The sequence below is a fragment of the Xanthomonas sacchari genome (assembly GCF_024266585.1).
Taxonomy (GTDB): domain Bacteria; phylum Pseudomonadota; class Gammaproteobacteria; order Xanthomonadales; family Xanthomonadaceae; genus Xanthomonas_A; species Xanthomonas_A sacchari_C.
On record NZ_CP100647.1, the window covers coordinates 4704469 to 4725137 of the forward strand.

21 protein-coding genes are annotated in these 20669 nt (G+C 70.0%); 11 read left to right on the plus strand and 10 right to left on the minus strand.

The window, feature by feature from the left end; genetic code table 11:
* The first annotated feature begins 317 nt into the window (after positions 1-317).
* The 4 genes from aroQ to accC all read left to right on the plus strand — a co-directional run bounded on the left by aroQ (position 318) and on the right by accC (position 3150).
* The gene (aroQ, locus tag NKJ47_RS19820) at positions 318-764 is read left to right on the plus strand and encodes a type II 3-dehydroquinate dehydratase (protein WP_254459430.1); all 447 of its coding nucleotides are present in this window, start codon (positions 318-320) and stop codon (positions 762-764) included.
* 86 nt (positions 765-850) lie between these two features.
* Complete coding sequence (gene accB, locus NKJ47_RS19825) at positions 851-1333, plus strand: acetyl-CoA carboxylase biotin carboxyl carrier protein (RefSeq protein ID WP_254459431.1); 483 nt, start codon at positions 851-853, stop codon at positions 1331-1333.
* 17 nt (positions 1334-1350) lie between these two features.
* The gene (locus NKJ47_RS19830) at positions 1351-1728 is read left to right on the plus strand and encodes a four helix bundle protein (protein ID WP_254459432.1); all 378 of its coding nucleotides are present in this window, start codon (positions 1351-1353) and stop codon (positions 1726-1728) included.
* A 54-nt stretch (positions 1729-1782) separates the two neighbouring features.
* Positions 1783-3150 (plus strand): acetyl-CoA carboxylase biotin carboxylase subunit, encoded by a 1368-nt coding sequence (gene accC / locus NKJ47_RS19835; protein ID WP_017911501.1) that lies wholly within the window; start codon positions 1783-1785, stop codon positions 3148-3150.
* A 215-nt stretch (positions 3151-3365) separates the two neighbouring features.
* On the opposite strand, the gene NKJ47_RS19840 is transcribed toward accC, so the two are convergent.
* Positions 3366-3722 carry a hypothetical protein gene (locus NKJ47_RS19840; protein WP_254459433.1) on the minus strand — a complete coding sequence of 119 codons (357 nt, stop codon included), beginning with the start codon at positions 3720-3722 and terminating at the stop codon, positions 3366-3368.
* A complete protein-coding gene (locus NKJ47_RS19845) occupies positions 3719-4636 on the minus strand; it encodes a hypothetical protein (protein WP_254459434.1) in 918 nt (305 codons plus the stop codon). The genes NKJ47_RS19840 and NKJ47_RS19845 overlap by 4 nt, the downstream gene beginning before the upstream one ends.
* A 583-nt stretch (positions 4637-5219) precedes the next feature.
* Here NKJ47_RS19845 and prmA point away from each other — a divergent pair.
* From prmA to fis, 4 genes are all read left to right on the plus strand, one after another.
* Complete coding sequence (prmA, locus tag NKJ47_RS19850; protein WP_254459435.1) at positions 5220-6140, plus strand: 50S ribosomal protein L11 methyltransferase; 921 nt, start codon at positions 5220-5222, stop codon at positions 6138-6140.
* 185 nt (positions 6141-6325) lie between these two features.
* Complete coding sequence (locus tag NKJ47_RS19855) at positions 6326-6706, plus strand: helix-turn-helix transcriptional regulator (protein ID WP_254459436.1); 381 nt, start codon at positions 6326-6328, stop codon at positions 6704-6706.
* A 125-nt stretch (positions 6707-6831) separates the two neighbouring features.
* Positions 6832-7677, plus strand: coding sequence for a DUF3426 domain-containing protein (locus NKJ47_RS19860; protein WP_254459437.1), 846 nt, complete (start codon positions 6832-6834; stop codon positions 7675-7677).
* A 115-nt stretch (positions 7678-7792) separates the two neighbouring features.
* A complete protein-coding gene (fis, locus tag NKJ47_RS19865) occupies positions 7793-8065 on the plus strand; it encodes a DNA-binding transcriptional regulator Fis (RefSeq protein WP_010343856.1) in 273 nt (90 codons plus the stop codon).
* Positions 8066-8915: 850 nt separating this feature from the next.
* Here fis and NKJ47_RS19870 read toward each other — a convergent pair.
* From NKJ47_RS19870 to NKJ47_RS19905, 8 genes are all read right to left on the minus strand, one after another.
* A complete protein-coding gene (locus NKJ47_RS19870; protein WP_254459438.1) occupies positions 8916-9890 on the minus strand; it encodes a phosphatidate cytidylyltransferase in 975 nt (324 codons plus the stop codon).
* Positions 9887-10519 (minus strand): lysophospholipid acyltransferase family protein, encoded by a 633-nt coding sequence (locus NKJ47_RS19875; protein WP_254459439.1) that lies wholly within the window; start codon positions 10517-10519, stop codon positions 9887-9889. Before NKJ47_RS19875 ends, NKJ47_RS19870 begins: the two co-directional genes overlap by 4 nt.
* Complete coding sequence (locus NKJ47_RS19880) at positions 10516-11169, minus strand: CDP-alcohol phosphatidyltransferase family protein (RefSeq protein WP_254459440.1); 654 nt, start codon at positions 11167-11169, stop codon at positions 10516-10518. The genes NKJ47_RS19875 and NKJ47_RS19880 overlap by 4 nt, the downstream gene beginning before the upstream one ends.
* Positions 11169-12638, minus strand: a complete 1470-nt coding sequence (locus NKJ47_RS19885; RefSeq protein WP_254459441.1) for a TIGR04222 domain-containing membrane protein — start codon at positions 12636-12638, stop codon at positions 11169-11171. Before NKJ47_RS19885 ends, NKJ47_RS19880 begins: the two co-directional genes overlap by 1 nt.
* 12 nt (positions 12639-12650) lie before the next feature.
* Positions 12651-13085 (minus strand): hypothetical protein, encoded by a 435-nt coding sequence (locus tag NKJ47_RS19890; protein WP_254459442.1) that lies wholly within the window; start codon positions 13083-13085, stop codon positions 12651-12653.
* Positions 13082-14419, minus strand: a complete 1338-nt coding sequence (locus NKJ47_RS19895; protein WP_254459443.1) for a phosphatase PAP2/dual specificity phosphatase family protein — start codon at positions 14417-14419, stop codon at positions 13082-13084. The genes NKJ47_RS19890 and NKJ47_RS19895 overlap by 4 nt, the downstream gene beginning before the upstream one ends.
* A complete protein-coding gene (locus tag NKJ47_RS19900; protein WP_254459444.1) occupies positions 14416-16170 on the minus strand; it encodes a bifunctional alpha/beta hydrolase/class I SAM-dependent methyltransferase in 1755 nt (584 codons plus the stop codon). Before NKJ47_RS19900 ends, NKJ47_RS19895 begins: the two co-directional genes overlap by 4 nt.
* Before the next feature lie 62 nt (positions 16171-16232).
* Complete coding sequence (locus NKJ47_RS19905; protein WP_254459445.1) at positions 16233-16847, minus strand: CDP-alcohol phosphatidyltransferase family protein; 615 nt, start codon at positions 16845-16847, stop codon at positions 16233-16235.
* 347 nt (positions 16848-17194) lie between these two features.
* Here NKJ47_RS19905 and purH point away from each other — a divergent pair, with 347 nt between their 5' ends.
* From purH to NKJ47_RS19920, 3 genes are read left to right on the plus strand one after another with little or no spacing between them, the layout of a single operon-like run.
* Positions 17195-18778, plus strand: a complete 1584-nt coding sequence (purH, locus tag NKJ47_RS19910; RefSeq protein ID WP_254459446.1) for a bifunctional phosphoribosylaminoimidazolecarboxamide formyltransferase/IMP cyclohydrolase — start codon at positions 17195-17197, stop codon at positions 18776-18778.
* A 32-nt stretch (positions 18779-18810) separates the two neighbouring features.
* Entirely contained in the window at positions 18811-20049 is a 1239-nt protein-coding gene (locus NKJ47_RS19915; protein ID WP_254459447.1) for an AAA family ATPase, read from the plus strand.
* Entirely contained in the window at positions 20049-20663 is a 615-nt protein-coding gene (locus NKJ47_RS19920) for a DUF4276 family protein (RefSeq protein WP_429002461.1), read from the plus strand. Before NKJ47_RS19915 ends, NKJ47_RS19920 begins: the two co-directional genes overlap by 1 nt.
* Positions 20664-20669 lie beyond the last annotated feature (6 nt).

A 20669-nucleotide genomic window follows, 5' to 3' on the forward strand; every position in this document is an offset into this window, starting at 1 on the left:
CGCCCACTCCCGATTGGTATTTCAGTGATTTCCAAATGGTATATACCACTTATGGCGGCGGCGCCGCGCGGGCGCCGGCACTGCAATCGTCCCGACCCATGCGGCAGCGAGACTTGCCTGGCCCGCGCACGATGGGCCATCACCGTAGGCCGCGGGCGCTGCGTCCTCCCTGCGGCCGAGGCCCGCCGCGCGCCGCATGACGCCCCGCAGCCCGGCGACATAATCAAACATTTGTTTAAAACACCCGCAACTTCGCCGAACTGGACAGCAATGCCGGCTTCGCGCAGACTGCCGCCCTTTCGGCTGTTTTGTTCCCGATGGCGCGACTGCTGCTGCTGCATGGCCCCAATCTCAACCTGCTCGGCACCCGCGAGCCGGGCGTGTACGGCCATGCCACCATGGCGCAGATCGACGCGGCGCTGCAGGCCCAGGCCAGTGCCGCCGGCCACCAGCTGGAGAGCCTGCAGTCCAACGCCGAACACGTGCTGGTCGACCGGGTGCAGGCCGCGCGCGCCGACGGCACCGCCTTCATCCTGATCAACCCGGCGGCCTTCACCCATACCTCGGTGGCGCTGCGCGACGCGCTGGCGGCGGTGGCGATCCCGTTCATCGAGATCCACCTGTCCAACCCGCACAGCCGCGAGCCGTTCCGCCACCACAGCTATTTCAGCGACCACGCGGTCGGCGTGGTCTGCGGTTTCGGCGCCGACAGCTACCGCTATGCGATGGATGCGGCGCTGACCCGGCTGGGAACTGCCGCATGAGCCGCGCCCGACCGGTGCCGCACACCCCCGTCTGAGTCCCCGGGCCGCGCGCCCGGTCTTTTTCCGAGTCACCTCAAGAGGCCGTTATGGATCTCCGCAAAATCAAGAAACTGATCGACCTGCTGGAAGAATCGAATCTCGCCGAGATCGAGATCAAGGAAGGCGAGGAAAGCGTGCGCCTGGCGCGCACCCCCAAGGGCATGACCGGCAGCGCGCCGCAGTACGTGGCCGCCGCCCCGGTGGCCGCGCCGGCGGCGGCCGCGCCGATGCCGATGAACTCGCCCACCGAAGCCTCCACCGGCGGCAGCGCCAAGCCCGGCAACGCCCTGCCCGAGGGCCACGTGCTGCGCGCGCCGATGGTCGGCACCTTCTACACCTCGCCGGCGCCGGACAAGCCCGCCTTCGTCAGCGTCGGCCAGGCGGTCAAGGCCGGCGAGACCCTGGCGATCATCGAGGCGATGAAGATGTTCAACCCGATCGAAGCCGACGTCTCCGGCACCATCGTCGCGATCCTGGGCGAAAGCGGCCAGCCGGTGGAGTTTGACCAGCCGTTGTTTGTGATTGGCTGAGACGCCGGGAATCGGGAGTGGAGAATGGGGAATCGTCAAAGCGGCCACACGAGCGGCTCGACGTCTGGCGCGACTCCATGGATCTGGTGGGAATGATCTACCGCCTCTCCGAGACGTTTCCGGCGACGGAACGTTTCGGGCTTACGGCGCAGCTGCGCCGCGCAGCGGTCAGCATCCCCGCCAACATCGCCGAAGGCGCGGCACGCCGCTCCACTCCCGAATACCTGCGCTTCCTGTCGATCGCACGTGGCTCGCTGTCCGAGGCAAGCACGCATCTGCAGATCGCGCGCCGGCTCGACTACACCCCCGACATCGCGGCACTCGACGGATTGATCGATACGATCTTCGCCAAACTGACCGCATTGATGAATGTCCTGAGCAAGCGCGGAGATTGACGATGCACGCCGTCCTCCATTCCCGATTCTCCATTCCCAATTCCCGGCCTTCCCATGCTCGATAAAGTCGTCATCGCCAATCGCGGCGAAATCGCGCTGCGCATCCTGCGCGCGTGCCATACGCTCGGCATCCGCACGGTCGCGGTGCATTCCACCGTGGACCGCAACCTCAAGCACGTGGCCATGGCCGACGAGTCGGTGTGCATCGGCCCGGCGCCCTCGTCGGAGAGCTACCTCAACATCCCGGCGCTGATCGCCGCGGCCGAGGTCACCGACGCCCAGGCCATCCATCCCGGCTACGGCTTCCTGTCGGAGAACGCCGACTTCGCCGAGCGCGTGGAGCAGTCCGGCTTCATCTTCATCGGGCCCAAGGCCGACACCATCCGCCTGATGGGCGACAAGGTCGAGGCGATCCGCGCGATGAAGGCCGCCGGCGTGCCGTGCGTGCCCGGCTCGGGCGGCCCGCTGGGCGAGGACATCGTCGCCAACACCAAGATCGCCCGCGAGATCGGCTACCCGGTGATCATCAAGGCCGCCGGCGGCGGCGGCGGCCGCGGCATGCGCGTGGTGCATTCGGAGGCCGCGCTGAAGGCCGCGATCGAGACCACCAAGTCCGAGGCCAAGGCCGCCTTCAGCAACGACCAGGTGTACATGGAGAAGTTCCTGGAGAACCCGCGCCACGTGGAGATCCAGGTGCTGGCCGACGGCCAGGGCGGCGCCATCCACCTGGGCGAGCGCGACTGTTCGATGCAGCGCCGCCACCAGAAGGTGGTGGAGGAAGCGCCGGCGCCGGGCATCACCGAGGAACTGCGCAACGAGATCGGCAAGGTCTGCGTGGACGCGTGCATCCGCATCGGCTACCGCGGCGCCGGCACCTTCGAGTTCCTGTTCGAGAACGGGCGCTTCTACTTCATCGAAATGAACACGCGCATCCAGGTCGAGCACCCGGTCACCGAGCGCATCACCGGCATCGACCTGGTCTGCGAGCAGCTGCGCATCGCCGCCGGGCACAAGCTCAGCATCAAGCAGAAGGACATCGTCCTGCGCGGCCATGCGATCGAGTGCCGCATCAACGCCGAGGATCCGGAAACCTTCATGCCCAACCCGGGCCTGATCACCGGCTTCCACCCGCCCGGCGGCCCCGGCGTGCGCGTGGATACGCACATCTACAGCGGCTACAAGGTACCGCCGAACTACGACTCGATGATCGGCAAGCTGATCGTGCACGGCCCCGACCGCGAGACCGCGATCGCGCGCATGCGGGTGGCGCTGAGCGAAATGGTGGTGGATGGCATCAAGACCAACATCCCGCTGCAGCAGCGGATCATGCGCGACAAGGGCTTCCAGGCCGGCGGCCAGAACATCCACTACCTGGAAAAGCGCCTGGCCGAGCGCAAGAACAAGTCGATCGCGTTGGTTTGAAAGCGGGGAATGGGGAAACGGGAATCGGCAGTGCCGGTTCCCGATGTCCGATGACGAAGGCCCACGACCACGGGGATGCAGCACCTCAGCGACCGCCGGCTGACGCCCGTACTACAGACCTGGCGCACGGCAAGTCGGCGTGCCTGAGTCGCCTAGAGCAAGGAGGAATCGGGAACCGCTGTCGCGATTCCCGATTCCCCACTCCCCATTCCCGGCTATTTCTCCTGCTGCGTCCCCGCCACCGGCTCCGCGCCCAGGCTCGAGGTCGGGCTGACGATCATCACCGTCTCGGTGGAGCCGTCCGGCCAGACGATCTGGAAGGTGCTGCCGGGGGCCAGGGTGGAGAACGGCATGCCGCTGTTGGCGCGGTAGATCGCCGCCACCTGTGCGGCGCCGGCGCGGCGCAGGTCCGGCGCGGCGTGCGCGGTGGTCAGTTCGACCTTGGACAGGCCGCGGTAGCGCTGTTCGGCGGTGTCGATCAGCAACAGGCCCGCCGCCGCCGCCGAGTAGGCGACGAAGGCCAGGACCCAGAACCAGAATTTGGCGCCATGCAGCCATCGCCGGTAATTCATGAGCCTGCTCCCTTGCTGTCCAACAGTCGATTGACCATGTCGTTCATCGTGTCCGTGCCTTGCCGCGGCACCGCGGCGTCGTAAACAAAACTGCTGAAATCCTGGGAGGGATCGCGCGAGCAGATCCCGCCGTTGGCGCAATAGCGGGTCATCAACTCGCTATCCGGGCCGCAATCCAATCCCAGCCTGCAGGCGGCCAACTGCCAGGCCAATTCGGAAAACTGGGTACCGGCCACGCGACCGTCCAGGCCGTCGTCGCCGCTGGCGGCCAGGCCCATCGCCGGCGCCAGCGCCACATAGGCATCCGGATCGCCGGAGGCGCGTACCCGCGCGACCAGGTCGCGCTTGTACTCGGCGCCGGCGTGCAGCGGCTGGCCCAGCGCCAGCAGCGCCGCTTCGGCGGCCAGGTTGCCGCCGCGTGCGGCCTGCACGCGCTGGGCGACGATGGCCTGGCGGGTGAGGCCGTCGCCGGGCACGAACCCGGCGCAGCGGCGGCCGACGCGGGCGCGCGCCTGCACCATCTGCGCCGAGGTCGGCAGGCGTGCATCGGCGATCGCGCGAGTGTCGGCGCCGTAGCCGACCGGGTCCATCGCATAGCCGGCGCAGTAGTCGTAGATGCGGCTGAGCCGCCAGGAGGCCTCGGGGTCGCCATGCGCGGCGGCGATCGACAGCTGCTGCGCGGCGCGGTAGAGGTCGGCCCCCCGTTCGCCGTCGGCCTCCCCGCGCAGGCGCGCAGGCGCCGGCATCGACGCCGCCACCGGCGCAGTCGCCGGCGCGGCGGACGCAGGCGCGGCGCCGACCACCATCGGGACCGCCGGCGCGGCCGGCAGCGATAGCGCCCGATAGGCGACCACGCCCAGCAACAGCGCGGCGGGCGCCAGCAACAGCCAGGTTGGACGGGACACGACGGGCATGCGCGAAAGAGCCGGACAACGGGCAAAGGCGCAGCCGGACCCCCTGTCGCCCGGCCGCTGCGAGCCGGCAGTCTACCCTAGCCCACGGCCGCGGTATGCGCCAACTGCCCCCGCGCGGCACCGGTGCGCGGGCGCGCGGACCGGCGAGACGGACGAACGGCATGGCGCGATGGCCGTCGCGCCGCCCGGTTCGCCCCTCCTTTCCGAGCGGGCAGCGCCTGGCGGTGGTGCCCGCCCTTTCGGCCGGCCGCATCCCGGCCTCGGGTTAGTTCGGCCGCACCTCGCCCAAGGCCGCGGTCCGCGGCGGTCCTGCCGCCGCGCCGGCGCCACCCGCACAGCGATACGGCCGGACACGACGACGGCCACACGCATGGCCGGCTCTCCCCAGGGCGAACGGCCCGCAGCCGCGCGACGCCGCCCACAACCATCGTGGGGTCGCATGCCGAACGCCGCCGGCAAGTCACGGTTCGGTCGCCGCCAGCCCTGGCGCGCGCCCTGCCTCGGGCGCGCCGGCCAGGCGGTCTCCAGCGCGAAGTCCGCCGCCCGTCTAAGATGCGCGCTTCCCTCGTTGCCCCACCGACCGATGCCGTTCCTCGAACTGACCCTGCGCTGCACCGACGCCACCCAGCCCCGCTACGAGACCGCGCTGGAGGACGTCGGCGCGCTGGCGGTGACCCTGCTCGATGCCGACGCCGACACCAGCAACGAACGCGCGATCCTGGAACCGGGCGTGGGCGAGACCCCGCTGTGGGGCACGCTCGTGCTCAGCGCGCTGTTCCCCGAGGAACAGGACGCGCTGGTGCTGCTGGCCGCGCTGGAGGCGTTCGACCCCGGGCTGGACTGGACCCAGGTCACCTTCCGCAAGGTCGACGACCAGGATTGGGAACGGGCCTGGCTGGACCAGTTCCAGCCGATGCGCTTCGGCGCGCGCACCTTCATCGTGCCGTGGAACCACGACCTGCCCGAAGACGCCAGCGGCGCTGACGCCGCGGTGGTGCGCCTGGACCCGGGCCTGGCGTTCGGCTCCGGCACCCACCCGACCACCGCGCTGTGCCTGCGCTGGCTGGACGCGCTGGCCGCCGACGGCGCCCTGGCCCAGGCGCGCGTGCTCGATTTCGGCTGCGGCTCGGGGATCCTGGCGCTGGCCGCGCTGAAGCTGGGCGCCGCCGCCGCGGTGGGCGTGGACAACGACCCGCAGGCACTGCTGGCCAGCCACGACAACGCCGAACGCAACGCGGTCGGCGAACGCCTGGCGGTGTACCTGCCCGCCGACGAACCGGCCGCCACCTATCCGGTGGTGGTGGCCAACATCCTCGCCTCGGCGCTGGACGCGCTTGCGCCGACCCTGGCCGCGCGCGTGGCGCCGGGCGGGCGCATCGCCCTGTCCGGCATCCTGCACGGGCAGGAACAGGAACTGCTGCAGCGCTACGCGCCGTGGTTCACCCGACTGCGCACCGAGCAGGACGGCGACTGGATGCGCATCGACGGCGTGCGCCGCGACTGAAGCGGAGCGCGGCCGCGGCCGGCTTCGCCGGCGCGCGGCGGTCCAGGCCAGCGCGCGGCCCGCGCCGGGGCAGGCAGGGCCAGCGCCATATAGACAGTATCGCTAACATTTCGCCGATGGACAGCGCAGCGAACCACCCGTAGCGGCCGGCGCGGCTATATCTCGCCTCCCTTGCGGAGGTGCGCGTGAACAGCAAGCTGTACGAACGGGTGCGCGAAGCGCGCAAGCTCACCGGCCTGACCCAGGAGGCCCTGGCGCTGGACCTGGGCGTGACCCGCAGCGCGGTGGCGCAGTGGGAAATGGCCGAAGGCACCGCGCCGGCAGTGGAGCACCTGATCGCCCTGGCCCGCCGCAGCGGGCTGAGCTTCGAGTACCTGGCCACCGGCCGCGGCGAGCGCGTGTTCGGCGAACCGATCGCGGTGGACGCCGCCGCCATCGGCGAGCTGCCCAACCACTACCAGTTCACCGACCAGCAACTGCGCCTGCTGGAACGCTTCGAAAGCCTGAGCCCGCGCCAGCGCGCCGGCCTGCTCGACCTGCTCGACACCCGCAAGCCGCAGCGCTGAGCGCCCGCGCGCGCCGTGCTCCGCGGCGCGCCGGGTCCTGGCAACGGCCAGGGTCAACCGGCGGCGCGCTGCAGATCCAGTCGGCGCATGCTTGAATACGGCTCTCGCCGTCGTCGCCCGCGCGCATGCCCGATCGCACCCCGCCCCGTCCCAGCCTCGCCACCTTGCTGCGCCAGCCCGACGCGCCCGCCACGCAGGGCGACGCTGCGGCGCAGCCGGCCGAGGAGGCCGACGCGTCGGCGAGCGCGCCGCCGCTGCCCGAGCTCCCCGCCACAGCGGTCGTCTCGCCGGCGCCTGCGAACGCGGGTCCGCTGGCGGCCAGGGACGACGCCGCGGCGCAGCGCGCCGCGCGCGCGTCCGACGACCTGGACGAGCCGGCGCCGCCCACAGCGGAAGTGGACGCCACACCGGCGCCGGTCCCGGCCGCCGTCGCAGTCGCCACCGCCGCGTCTCCCACGACACCGAGCTTCCTGCACGGCCCGCGCGGACGCCGCCCGGTGCTGCGCGCCGCACCCTGGCAGTGGATCGCGCTGGTCGGGCTGGGCCTGCTGCTGGCGCTGCAAATCCTGATCGCCGATCGCCAGCGCCTGGGCGCCGACCCGCGCTGGCGGCCGTGGGTGGCCGGGGTCTGCCAGGTCCTGGGCTGCCGCGTGCCGGCCTGGCGCGAGCCGGCCGCCTTCACCATGCTCAGCCGCGAGGTGCGGCCGCTGCCCGGCCAGGCCGGCACCCTGCAGGTGCAGGCGACCTTCCGCAACGACGCGCGCTGGGCGCAGGCCTGGCCGCTGCTGCAACTGTCCCTGGCCGATGCCGACGGCCGCACCATCGGCAGCCGCGTGCTGCGCCCGCAGGAGTACCTGGGCCGCACGCGTCCGGATAGCGCCACGCTGGCGCCGGGACAGAGTGCACAGATCGCGTTCCAGGTGCGCGAACCGGCCGCCGAGACCGCGGCATTCAGTTTCGACTTCCACTGAGAACGCTACGTTCGGGCACGGCGCCATGGCAGTGGCGCAGGCCACGCGCTAGACTCGTCCCCCCGCGCCGGCCCTTCTGCCGTCCAGCGCCGCTGTCATCCGGGACCCCTCGAACTTGAACGCCGCCACCACTCGTCCTGACTCCAGTCGCGGCGCGCCGAAGCCGCCACTGCGCGAACACGTGGCGCAATCGGTCCGCCGCTACCTGCGCGACCTCGACGGCTGCGACGCCGACGACGTGTACGAGATCGTGCTGCGCGAGATGGAGATCCCGTTGTTCGTGGAAGTGCTCAACCATTGCGAGGGCAACCAGAGCCGCGCCGCCGCGCTGCTGGGCATCCACCGCGCCACCCTGCGCAAGAAGCTCAAGGAATACGGGCTGGCCTGAGGGGCCGGGATTCGGAATTCGGAATTCGGAATTCGGAATGCGGGATGCGGGATGCGGGATGCGGGATGCGGGATGCGGGATGCGGGATGCGGGATGCGGGATGCGGGATGCGGGATGTTGTCCTGCATGACCTCGCTGTCAAGCGATCCGACACAGCAAGACAGCCCGGCTCGCGAAGACCGCGTAGCGTTGCTGTAGGAGCGGCTTCAGCCGCGACGCGCGAACTCACATCGCGCCGTCGATCCTGCATCGAGCGACAAACCACTCCGAAGAAGAGCCTGTCTCCGAAAGCCGCGGAGTGCCACTGTGGGAGGGGCTTCAGCCCCGACGCGACACGGTCTGAAGCGTCGGGACTGAAGTCCCTCCCACAACATTCCCGGCGCGGCGAGACCGCGGCAAGCGCGAATCGCATCCCCGGGTGTTCATCGCAGGCCGCCCCCACGACCACACGCCCGTAGGAGCGGCTTCAGCCGCGACGCGCGAACTCACATCGCGCCGTCGATCCTGCATCGAGCGACAAACCACTCCAAAGAAAAGCCAGTCTCTGAAAGCCGCGAAGCGCCACTGTGGGAGGGGCTTCAGCCCCGACGCGACACGGCTGAAGCGTCGGGACTGAAGTCCCTCCCACAACATTCCCGGCACGGCACGAACGCGGCAAAAGCGCGATTGCAGCACCCAGCCCCCGCCACCAGCGATGCATGTGCGGGAGCAGTGCTTGCCCTGTCGCTGCGCGATCAGCAGCGATGCGCCATCGGTAAAGCCTCGCGGCTAACGCCGCTCCTACGCAAACGCAAATGCGCAGCGCGCGACACACAACAAATCCCAAACCGGACTCCCCCATCCGCGCCCATCACACCCATCCATAGCGGATCAGGTGGAAGAACACCGGCGCGGCGAAGCACACCGAATCCAGCCGGTCGAGCACGCCGCCGTGGCCTTCGATCATATGGCCCCAGTCCTTGATGCCGCGGTCGCGCTTGATCGCCGACATCACCAGGCCGCCGAAGAAGCCCATCAGGTTGGCCACCAGCGCCAGCGCGAACGCCTGCAGCGGCGAAAACGGGGTGATCCACCACAGCGCCGCGCCCAGCAGGCTGGCCGAGAGGATGCCGCCGACAAAGCCTTCCACGGTCTTGGACGGCGACAGCTTCGGCGCGATCAGGTGCCGGCCCAGCAGCTTGCCCCACACGTACTGCAACACGTCCGAGGACTGCACCACGATCACCAGGAACGCGAACAGCAGCAGATTGCGGTCCTCGTAGCCGGGGATGCGCAGGTTCAGCAGCGCCGGCACGTGCGAGATGCAGAACACGCAGATCATCAGCCCCCACTGCACCTTGGCGGTGCGCTCCAGGTAGTGCGTGGTGTCGCCGCCGATGGTCGCCAGGATCGGCAGCACCAGGAACGCGTAGACCGGGATCAGCAGCGTGTACAGGCCGTACCAGTCGCTCCACACCAGCCAGTACTGCCACGGCAGCACCACGTAGAACGCGGCCAGCAGCGCGTAGTAGTCGCCGCGCCGGGTCGGGGTGAGGGTGATGAACTCGCGCAGCGCGAACAGCGACACCAGCGCGAACAGCACGATCACGCCGAGCCGACCGAAGGCGAAGGCCAGCGCCACCACCGCGGCCATCACCCACCAGGCGCGGATCCGCGCCACCAGGTTGTCCAGCACCGCGCTGGGCCGCCCACGCGCGCGCCAGCGCAGGGTCTCGGCGATCAGGGTGGCCACCACCAGCACCGTGGCGATACCGAGGAACAGCCACACCGTCTGTTGCCGCAGCGAGGATTGCTGCAAATGGTCGCTGAGTGCGATCGGATTCATCGGGCCGCCTCCGTCTGCGCCGGCGCCAGCGCCAGCAAGGCCGCGCGTGCGCGGTCCAGGAACGCCTGCTTGTCCTCGCCGGCCTGCAGCCGCAGCGGCTCGCCGAAGGTGGTCGTGCACAACAGCGGCAGCGGCAGCCACATGCCCTTGGGCATCACCCGGTTGAGGTTGTCGATCCACACCGGCACGAACTCCAGTTCCGGACGCTGCCGTGCCAGGTGGTAGATGCCGCTCTTGAACGGCAGCAGGCCGTCCTGGGTATTGCGCGTACCTTCGGGAAACAGGATCAGCGAACCGCCGCCGTCGACCGCCTCGCACAGGCAGTCGATCGGATCGCGGGTGCGCTGCGCGGCCTCGCGCTCGATCAGCACGCCGTTGAACACCGCATGGATCAGGTAGCGGCGCAGCGCGTCGCGCTGCCAGTAGTCGGCCGCCGCCACCGGCCGCACCTCGCGCCGCAGCGGCGCCGGCAGCGACGACCAGATCAGCACGAAATCGCCGTGGCTGGCGTGGTTGCCGAAGTACACGCGGCGTTCGCTGGACGGCATGCAGCCGCGCCACAGCGCACGTGCGCCGGTGAGCAGGCGGATCGCGGCGCTGCAGCCGCGGGCGATCAGGCGGGCGATCATTTCCACTCCAGTTCGCGCACGATGGCGCGCACACGGATCACGATGGTGAGGGCGGCAGCAGCGATCAGCAGCGCCAGCGCCACGGCAAGAAGCATGCGAGCCAGCGCGGCGTGTTGCAGCAACAGCGCAGCGGCCGCCGCCAACGCGGCCAGCGACAGCCAATGCATGCGCTGCACGCGTGCCATCGGTCCCTGCAGCGGTTCGCGCACCGCGCAGGCCAGGCCAAGCATGCGCACGTAGGCGGTGCCCACGCACAGCAAGGCGGCGGCCCAGCCCAGTTCCGCGCCGATGCCCAGCACCGGCTGCAGGCCGTAGCCCACGCCCAGGCACACCGCCACGTCCGACAAGCGGTCCGGCGCCTCGTTGTACACCGCACCGGCACGGCCGATCATCTGCGCCTGCTGCGCCATCAAGCCGTCCAGGCGGTTGCACAGCAGCCGCGCCTGCAGCGCCAGCGCCGCCAGCACCAGCAACGCGGCGGCATTGGCCGGCGGCTCGCGCCAGGCCAGGGCGAACATCAGCGCGGCCAGCACCGCGCACGCCAGGCCGCTCCAGGACACGCCGTTGGGCGTGGCCCCGCGCGCGCGCAACGCCAGCGCCAGCCGCGTACGCCATTGCGCTCGCCGCGCCTGCCAGGTCGAACCGGCCATCAGTCGCCACCTCCACACCCGCCGCAGCCACCACCCCCGCAACTGCTGCCGCCGCCATCGCTGCTGCCGCCACCGCCACCGCAACTGCTGGTCGAAGTGCTACCGCCGCGGCCGTTGAACGACGGCGCACGCAAGGCGTGGTAGTCGGCCCAGGGCGTGGTCATCAGCACGCTGGTGCCGGCCAGGGCCAGCGGCAGCGCCAGGTGCGAACCGGGCGCCAGCGAGGGCGCGGCGACGCCGTCGCGCCAAGCCGCATCGCGATCGGCCAACAGCGCGTCGCCGGCGACGCTGCGCCGCGGCGGCGTGAGCAGGAAGCCGAGCGCCACCACCGTGACCACCACCATCGCCGCCACCAGGAACCCGATCGGGCGCTGCAACTGCAGGCCGATACGCAGCTTCAGCAGGCCCAGAGTCCACAGCGCCAGCAACGGCGCGGCGCCGAACAGGCGCGCGCACAGCGCCTGCCCATGGCCCAGCCACAGCCCTCTGGCGACCAGCGACCGGCGCAGCGGCGCGGCGTCGCGCCGCAATGCGGCCAGCGCCTGCTGCAGCTGCGGCTGCGCACGCACGGTCGCTAGCGCGCGCTGCAGCGCCGGCGGTGCGGCGACGGCTGTGTGCTCCAGTCGCGCGTGGCGGCGCACCTGCGGGTCGGGCTGCAGGCGCACTGCGCCGGCCGCCAGCAGCAGGGCCAGTTGCTGATCGGCGACGCGCTCGCTGCCACCGGCCAGATACGCCAATTCGGTTGCGTCGAGCGGTGCGTCGACCGCCGCGCCGCGCAGTCCGCGCACGATCAGGCGCAGCCGTGCCCCCAGGCTCCAGGCCAGGCCGATGCCGGCCAGGAACAGCAGCAGGAACGGCGGTCCGGGCCAGTGCAGCGGCGAGCGCGGGCCGTTGCCATGCCATAGCACCGCGAACAGCACCACCACGCCCAGCAGCCAACCCCAAAGGGCGATGCCGGCGCGCGCGGGGACAACACGGCGCGTGCCGGCCTGCCGCCGTGCCGGCGTGGTAGGCGCGCCCGCCGGGGCCGGCCAACACGCCACAGGCGGCTCGCCGAAGTGGTGCCAGTAGTGCCCCAGCGTGGCGCGGTATTGCGCCTGGAAGCGCGCAGCATCGGCCGGATCGCCGCGCCCGGGTTGATGGTGCAGGGTGATCCGCAGCACCTGCGGACAGAACCGCTGCCAGTACTCGCGAGTGTCGGTGAGGTGGGTGTGCCAGACCTGGTCGACCAGGGCGCTGGGCGTCACCTCTTCGCCGGCTACACAGGCCAGGAAGCAGAAGCGCCGGTATTCCTCGACCGCGTGCGCGGCCAGCGCCTGCGACACGTTGGCCTCCTTGGCCACGCGGCGCACGAACATCGGCAACGCCGCCTCGTCCTCGCCGAAGCGGTAGGCCTGCAGGCGCTGCCACAGCGCCTGTCGGGCCGCGTCGACTTCCGACCGCAACGTCGATGCAGGTTCATCGGTCATCGCGCCAGCCTCCTATCCAAACCATCCCGTGCACAGCGCCAGCACCAACGCCAGCACCTGCATGGCGAAACAGCCCACCTGCCGCCGCAACACACGGCGCATCCCCTGCCAGCGCGCCAGCCAGTCGCGCGGCGGCGGCAGCGTGTGCAGCAGGCCCAACCGCTGCAGCGCCGCGTCCAGGTCGGCGCCGGCGCGCTGCAGGTCCGGTTCGGCCAGGACCGCCTCGAGCAATGCCACGTCCAGGCCGGCCCGCGCCGCCCAATAACGCTGCAGCAGGCCGGCCAACACGGCGACGCCACAGCAGGCGGCGGCGAGCACTGCGCCACCGCCGGCAAACCATGCGGCCAGCGCCACCGTCACCGCGAGCAGCAGCTGCGACAGCCGATCCAGCGGCGCGCCCTGGCGCAGCACCGCCGCCATCGCGCGCAGTTCCAGCGGCGTGCTCATGCCGGCACCTCCCGCGCCTGCAGCGGCGCCGGCGGTGCGGCGCAGGCGGCGGCGATGGCGGCACGCTGCGCCGGCCCCAGCACGATCCGCTGCGCGCGCGCCCGCAGCAGCCCAAGCGCGTCGTCCAGCGTGGCGGCACGGCCGCTGCGCAGCAGCCAGGTGGCGACCGCGGCCGCGCTGCGCGAATAGCCCAGCGCGCAGCAGGCCAGCACCGGGCCGTGCGCGCGCGCCGCTTCGATCGCGTCGGCGGCCGCACGCAAGGCCGCAGCCGGCGGCGCCACCAGGTCCAGCATCGGCACCACGCGGTCGTGTGCCTGCGCCTGGCGTAACGACAGTTCCGCGCTGACGTCGACTACCGCGGCAAACTGCGCACGCTCGCCGCGGCCGGGCATGCGCCCGAGCCAGACGCCGTCGGCGATCTCGCGCGGCGCCGGGTCGCGCCAGGTCCAGGCGCGCGCGTTGAGCCGGGCGGCGGCCAGGTACGGCGCGTACAGCCAGCGCGCGGCCAGGCTCAGGCGGCCGTCGGCGCGCTTCTGCAGGCCAAGCGGTCCGAGCAGCGCATAGCTGAGCGCGACCAGCAGCAGCGACAGCGCCGGCCACAGCAGCCACCAGCCGGCGCCACCGAGCGCGCGTGCGGCGGCCACGCAGGCCGCGCTGCCGAGCAGGTACAGCGCGGCCAGGCGCCAGCGCCGCGGATCGCGCGCCGGCGCCGCGCCGCGCCACGGCGGGTCGATGCGTTCGGGCCACAGCCACACGCACAACCAGCCGGCGGCCAGGCCGGTGGGCACATCGAGGAAGTGATGCTGGTAGGTGGTCAGCACCGACAGCCCGATCAGCGCGAACCAGCCGTGCAGGGCCAGCCGCGCCAGCCCGTGCAGGTGCCGCGCGTAGCGCACCCACAGCACCACCAGCAGCACGATGTGCAGCGACGGCGCCTGGTTGAACGGCTTGTCGAAACCGAGCAGCACCGCGAACAACCAACCGAACACGCCCTCGGTCGGCGGCCGCTCGAAGCCGAAGCGCAGCGGCCACAGCAGGAAGCAGCCTACCGCCAGCAGCTGCGCGGTGAGCAGGCGCCGCGCATGCGTGTCCAGTTCGGCACGCGTGCGGCAGACGAAGAACGAGGCCACGTAGAACAGGTCGATCGACCAGTACGGGACGATGCTCCACGGCCAGAATGGGATGTGCGTTTCCCAGGCGAACGGCAGCGACGGGACATCGGCGCGGCGTGCGGCCAGGGTGTTGGCCAGGCCGTAGCTGAGGAAGAAGAACGGCCCCAGCAGCGCCAGCCAGGCCAGCGCACGCCACCACGGCCGCGCGGCCGCCGCGCTCATGGCGCGATCCGCTGCGCCAGCGACACGGTGAAGATGCCCCACGCGTCGATGCGCTGCTCCAGCTTGCGGAAGCCGGCCGCGCGCACCAGTTCGTCCATCTCCTGCTGGGTGCGACGGCGCATCACCCAGGCCGCGCCGCCGCGGTGGCTGGTCAGTGCGCGGGCGATGAACTCCAGCTGCGGATGCCAGGGCTGGCCGGTGTAGGCCAGGTAGCCGCCCGGTTCCACTGCCGCGGCCACGCCCTGCAGCGAGCGCAGCACCAGGTCGTTGTCCGGGAACAGTTCGTACAGGCCCGACACCACCGCCAGCGTCGGCCGCGGCTGCAGCGCGGCCAGCGCGTCGCGGTCGAACGCATCGCCGTGCTCGAAGCGGGCGATGTCGGAGGCGCCGAGCGCAGCGATCAACGCCTGACCCTGCTGCACATTCAACGGACTGAAATCGCGCAGCAGGATCGCATCGGCGCGCTGCGTGCCGCCGGCCAGCGCCTCCAGCACGTAGCGGCCGTGGCCGGCGGCGATGTCCAGCGCGCGCACCGGCAGGCCGGCGCCACGCAGCCGCTGCATCGCCAGGCCCAGCAGTTCGTGCAGATGCCGGCGGCGCACGCGGATGCCGCGCCAGCCGATCGCATCCAGGTAGGTGCGGTCGATCATCCGCCCCAATGGGCCGCGCCCGGCGGCCTGGTCGCGGTAGATGTAGTCCAGCGTGCTGCCGGAATCGAAGCCGGTCTGCAGGCCCAGGGCGATACCCTCGGACAGCCGCCCGCCCAGGCGCAGGCCGGCGCGCACGCCGCGCCAGCGCAGGTCCTGCAGGCTGTAGCGCTCCGGCGGCCAGGCCAGGCGCTCGGCTTCCTCGAAGGTCGGCCCGCGCCGGTGCGCCTGACGCAGGCTGGGCAGCGCCGGCGCTTCGGCGAAGCGCGCGCGCACGAAGCGGCGGATCTGCGCCAGCGCCGGCGCGCGGTCGCGCTCGCCCAGGGTGTCGTGGAAGAAACCGGGCAGCAGGTGGCGCTCCTTCACCGGCGAGGACAGGCGCTCGTAGAAGCGGTCCTGCGGCCCGCGGTGCACCACGACATCGCTGCCGGACACCAGCAGTTGCACCGGCACGGTGATCGCCTGCGCATCGCCGACCACGCGGTCGGCCGCCGCGTACAGCCCCAGCAACACCCGCACCGAGATCGGCCGGGTGATCAGCGGATCGGTGCGATAGCTGTCGACCCGCGCCGGGTCGTGGGTCAGCCACTGCGGCTTGACGTAGCTGTTGACGAAAAAGTTGCCGCGCAGCTTCTGCAGCAAGGCCAGCCCGGGCCGCGCGAACGGCACGTACAGCTTGACCTTGAACGCCGGCGAGGCCAGCACCAGCGCGCGCAGCGGCGGCGCGTAGTCGTGCACCCAAGTGCTGGCGATCACCGCGCCCACGCTCTGCGCCACCACCACGATGTCCTGCACGGCGATGCCGTGGACCTCGCCGATGTGCGCGACGAAGCGGTCCAGGTCGCGCACCAGCGCCGGGAAGCCGGGGGCGTCGCCGCGCGCGCCGGGCGAGCGGCCGTTGCCGCGCGCATCCCAGGCGAACAGCGCGCACTCGTCCAGGCCCAGCTCCTCGGCCAGGTGCATCACCCGCCCGGAATGCTCGTGGCCGCGATGCAGCAGCAGCACCGCTCGCGGCGGCGCGGCCGGCGCGGTGGCCGGCCAATGCCGATAGAACAGCCGTGTGCCGTCGAAACTGGCGAATTCGCTTTCGTTGACCTGCCGCATCCGTTGCCGATGTCCTGTCTGCCGTGAATCCCTGTTCCCTGCGTCCGTACCGGCCGCCGCGCTCACCTGCGCGCGGCCACCTCGCGTAGTCCGGCCGCGACCCGCCGCAGCACGGTCGCCACGCACAATAGCGCCACGGCGATGGCGACTCCATTCACCGTCGCCGCCCCGATCCAGCCGCCGGCCAGCAGCAGCCCCAGCAGGCCGACGACGAAGGCGCGGTCGCTCTTGCCCATCGGCCCATCGTAGCGGCGGCTGGCGCCGACCATCAGCCCCAGCACGCCGGCATATTCGGTCAGCGCCGCGGTCAGCGCCATCAGCCACAGCGCGCCGGCGCTGGCGCCGGCCACGCCGAGCAGGCTCAGGTACAGCGCCGCATCGGCGACCACGTCGCACAGTTCGTTGAGGTAGGCGCCCAGCCGCGATTGCTGGCCGAACTCGCGCGCCAGCATCCCGTCGACCGCGTTCAAGGCCATCCGCAGCAGCATCCACAGCGGCAGCAGCGCGTACCACAGCGGCTGCGCCGCGCCTTGCGCGTACACCGCCGCGGCGACCAGCAACGACACCAACGCCGCCACCACCGTCACCTGGTTGGCGGTGACGCCGAGCTGGTGCAGGGCGCGCACGCCGGGCCGCAGCAAGTCCTGGAAACGTCCTTTGAGGGCATAGATCGACACGCGCGTGATCCTGACGGCGAGGGCGGGACGGCGACAGCCTAATGCATCGCCGCAGCGGCGCGCGCGATAGCGCGCGTGCGGCCATGCCCGGCAACCCACTCCGGCCATTGCCAAAGACCGCGCGCGAAGCGGCACGGCCCATGTGCTTGGTCGACACGTCGGAGGCTGCCACCCGGCACCGCCTGCGGCGCGGGACCGCACCTGCGCAAGGGCCACCGACCCCGCGGCACGCCCGGCGGGAACGGACCCAGCACGCGCGATCTGCGTGCCGCGCGCGCGTGCCGGCCGGGCGTCGGCGGGCCTCAGCGCCTACAATGGCGGCCCATTCCGCTGCCCCGCCCTGCCCCATGTCCTCCGATTTCCTGCCCGTGCGTCGGGCGCTGCTGTCCGTTTCCGACAAGACCGGCCTGATCGACCTGGCCCGCGCGCTGGCGGCGCGCAACGTCGAGCTGCTGTCCACCGGCGGCACCGCCAAGGCCCTGCGCGAGGCCGGGCTGGCGGTGAAGGACGTGTCCGAACTGACCGGCTTCCCGGAAATGATGGACGGCCGGGTCAAGACCCTGCACCCGCTGGTGCACGGCGGCCTGCTCGGGCGCGCCGGCACCGACGATGCGGTGATGGCCGAACACGGCATCGCCGCGATCGACCTGCTGGTGTTGAACCTGTATCCGTTCGAGGCGGTCACCGCGAAGGCCGACTGCACGCTCGCCGACGCGGTGGAGAACATCGACATCGGCGGCCCGGCGATGCTGCGTTCGGCAGCCAAGAACTTCGCCCGCGTGGCCGTGGCCACCGACCCGGCCCAGTACGCCGATCTGCTGGCCGAGCTGGAGGCCAACGACGGCCGGCTGTCGGCGGGCAAGCGCTTCGCCCTGGCCGTGGCCGCGTTCAACCGCGTCGCCCAGTACGACGCGGCGATCAGCAACTACCTGTCCGCGGTCACCGCCAGCGACGCCGCGGTGCCGGTGCGCAGTGCGTTCCCGGCGCAGATGAACTCCAGCTTCGTCAAGGTGATGGAACTGCGCTACGGCGAGAACCCGCACCAGCAGGCCGCGTTCTACCGCGACCTCTTCCCCACCCCCGGCACCCTGGCCACCTTCACCCAGTTGCAGGGCAAGGAGCTGTCCTACAACAACATCGCCGACAGCGACGCGGCCTGGGAATGCGTGCGCCAGTTCGACGCGCCGGCCTGCGTCATCGTCAAGCACGCCAACCCGTGCGGCGTGGCGGTCGGCGCCGGCTGCGGCGACGCCTACGAACTGGCCTACGCCACCGACCCGACCAGCGCCTTCGGCGGCATCATCGCCTTCAACCGCACGCTGGACGCGGCCACCGCCAAGGTCATCCTGGACCGCCAGTTCGTCGAGGTGCTGATCGCCCCCGACTACGACGCCGCCGCGCTCGAGTACGCCAAGAAGAAGGCCAACGTGCGCGTGCTGCGCATCCCCGCCGGCGACGGCGTCTACGGGATCGACAGCAAGCGGGTCGGCTCGGGCATCCTGCTGCAGACCAGCGACGCCCACGTGGTGGCGCGCGATGCGCTGAAGGTGGTGACCCGGCTGGCGCCGACCGAGGCGCAGTTCGCCGACCTGCTGTTCGCGTGGAAGGTGGCCAAGTACGTCAAGTCCAACGCCATCGTCTACGCCAAGGACCATCGCACCATCGGCGTGGGCGCCGGGCAGATGAGCCGGGTGTACTCGGCGCGCATCGCCGGCATCAAGGCCACCGACGCCGGCCTGAGCGTGGAAGGCTCGGTGATGGCCTCCGATGCGTTCTTCCCGTTCCGCGACGGCATCGACGCCGCCGCCGCGGCCGGCATCAAGGCGGTGATCCAGCCCGGCGGTTCGATGCGCGACGCCGAGGTCATCGCCGCGGCCGACGAGCACGGCATCGCCATGGTGTTCACCGGCGTGCGCCACTTCCGGCACTAGTAGATACTTTGCGATGCACCGGAGAGAAAACAATGAGCAAGGCTTCCAATATCACGCGGAACGTAGCGCGTATCGAATATCTGAAGATCCAGAACTTTCGGGCGATACGGGAGCTTGAACTGCGGGAGATCACACCGCTCACCGTACTGCTGGGCCCCAATGGCAGCGGAAAATCGACGGTGTTTGACGTGTTCGCGTTTCTGGCCGAATGCTTTGAACTCGGCCTCAGACGGGCTTGGGACAAGCGAGGCCGTGCACGCGAGCTCAAGACCAGGGGAGGTGAAGGCCCGATCATCATCGAGATCAAGTATCGGGAGCCAGGCTATCCGTTGATCACCTACCACCTGGCGGTGGATGAACGCAACAACGCTCCCGTAGTGATCGAAGAATGGCTGCAGTGGCGGCGCAATGAGCGTGGCCGTCCTTTCAGGTTTCTTGACTACAAGGAGGGGGTTGGTAGAGCGACCAGCGGAGAGCGCCCTGACGACCAAGACAAGCGCATCGACACGCCACTGAAAGCCGCGGATCTGCTCGCAGTCAATGCGCTCGGACAATTTGCAGAGCATCCCCGGGTCGCTGCGCTGCGCGACTTCATTACTGGCTGGTACGTTTCCTATCTTTCCGCTGACAGCACTCGAGGTCAACCCGAAGCAGGCCCCCAGGATCGTCTAAGCAGAACGGGTGACAATCTCGCCAATGTCATCCAGTACATGGCCGAACAGCATCCGGCACGTCTCGAGGAGATGTTCGAGACCCTTCGAAAGCGCATCCCTCGGGTTGAGCGGGTTCTAGCCGAAACCATGCCGGACGGGCGATTGTTACTTCAGATCAAGGATGCACCATTCAGCCATCCGGTATTGGCACGGTTCGCCTCTGACGGAACGCTCAAGATGCTTGCGTACCTAGTTCTTCTCTACGATGCCGCTCCCCCACCCTTCATCGGCATCGAAGAGCCGGAAAATTTTTTGCATCCCCGGCTGCTGCCAGAACTGGCGGAAGAATGCAGAAAGGCAAGTACGCGCACCCAATTACTTGTGACCAGCCACTCCCCGTTCTTCATCAACTCACTGCACCCAGAAGAGGTGCGCGTCTTATGGCGCGATGACAATGGGTATACGCAGGCACGTCGTGCCGCCGACCTACCTGGAATTCGTGAGTTCATCAAACACGGCGCGCTTTTGGGCCATCTCTGGATGGAGGGGCAGCTCGGCGTGGGCGACCCATTGATCAATCAGGGTTCTCCGACCAGGCCATTGCCGGAAAAGACCTAATGAATGCAGCTCACTATGAGCTCCTTGTCGAGGAGCCATCCATGGAGAACTTCCTTCACGCATGCCTTCCTCGTCTGCTTGCTAACAGAGCGACCTATGCCGTCCACCCTTTTCAAGGCAAGGATGACCTCATGAAAAAGCTGGAAGGACGCCTTCGCGGGTATGCCGCTTTCATGCCAGAGGATTGGAGGATCGTCGTCCTCGTAGACAGGGATGATGATGATTGCCGCCAGCTCAAGACAAGCCTCGAGCGGATCTGCTCGAAAGCTGGACTAAAGTCAAAAACCGCCAGTAAGCAGCAGTGGCAAGTGGCCACAAGGATTGCCATCGAGGAACTTGAAGCCTGGTACTTCGGAGACTGGCAGGCAGTCAAAGCCGCGTTCCCACGTGTAGCGCCAACGGTGGACAAGCAGCAGACCTACAGGAGCCCGGATGCTGTGCGTGGCGGAACGTGGGAAGCTTTTGAGCGGGTCATGCAGCGCTACGGCTACTTCAACGAAGGCCTTCCAAAGCTGAGTGCAGCTCGTTCGATCGGTGCTCACATCGATCCGACCCGAAGTGTCTCGCCCAGCTTCAAGGCCTTTTGCCAAGCAATCTCCTGCGCCACCCACTGAATCCTC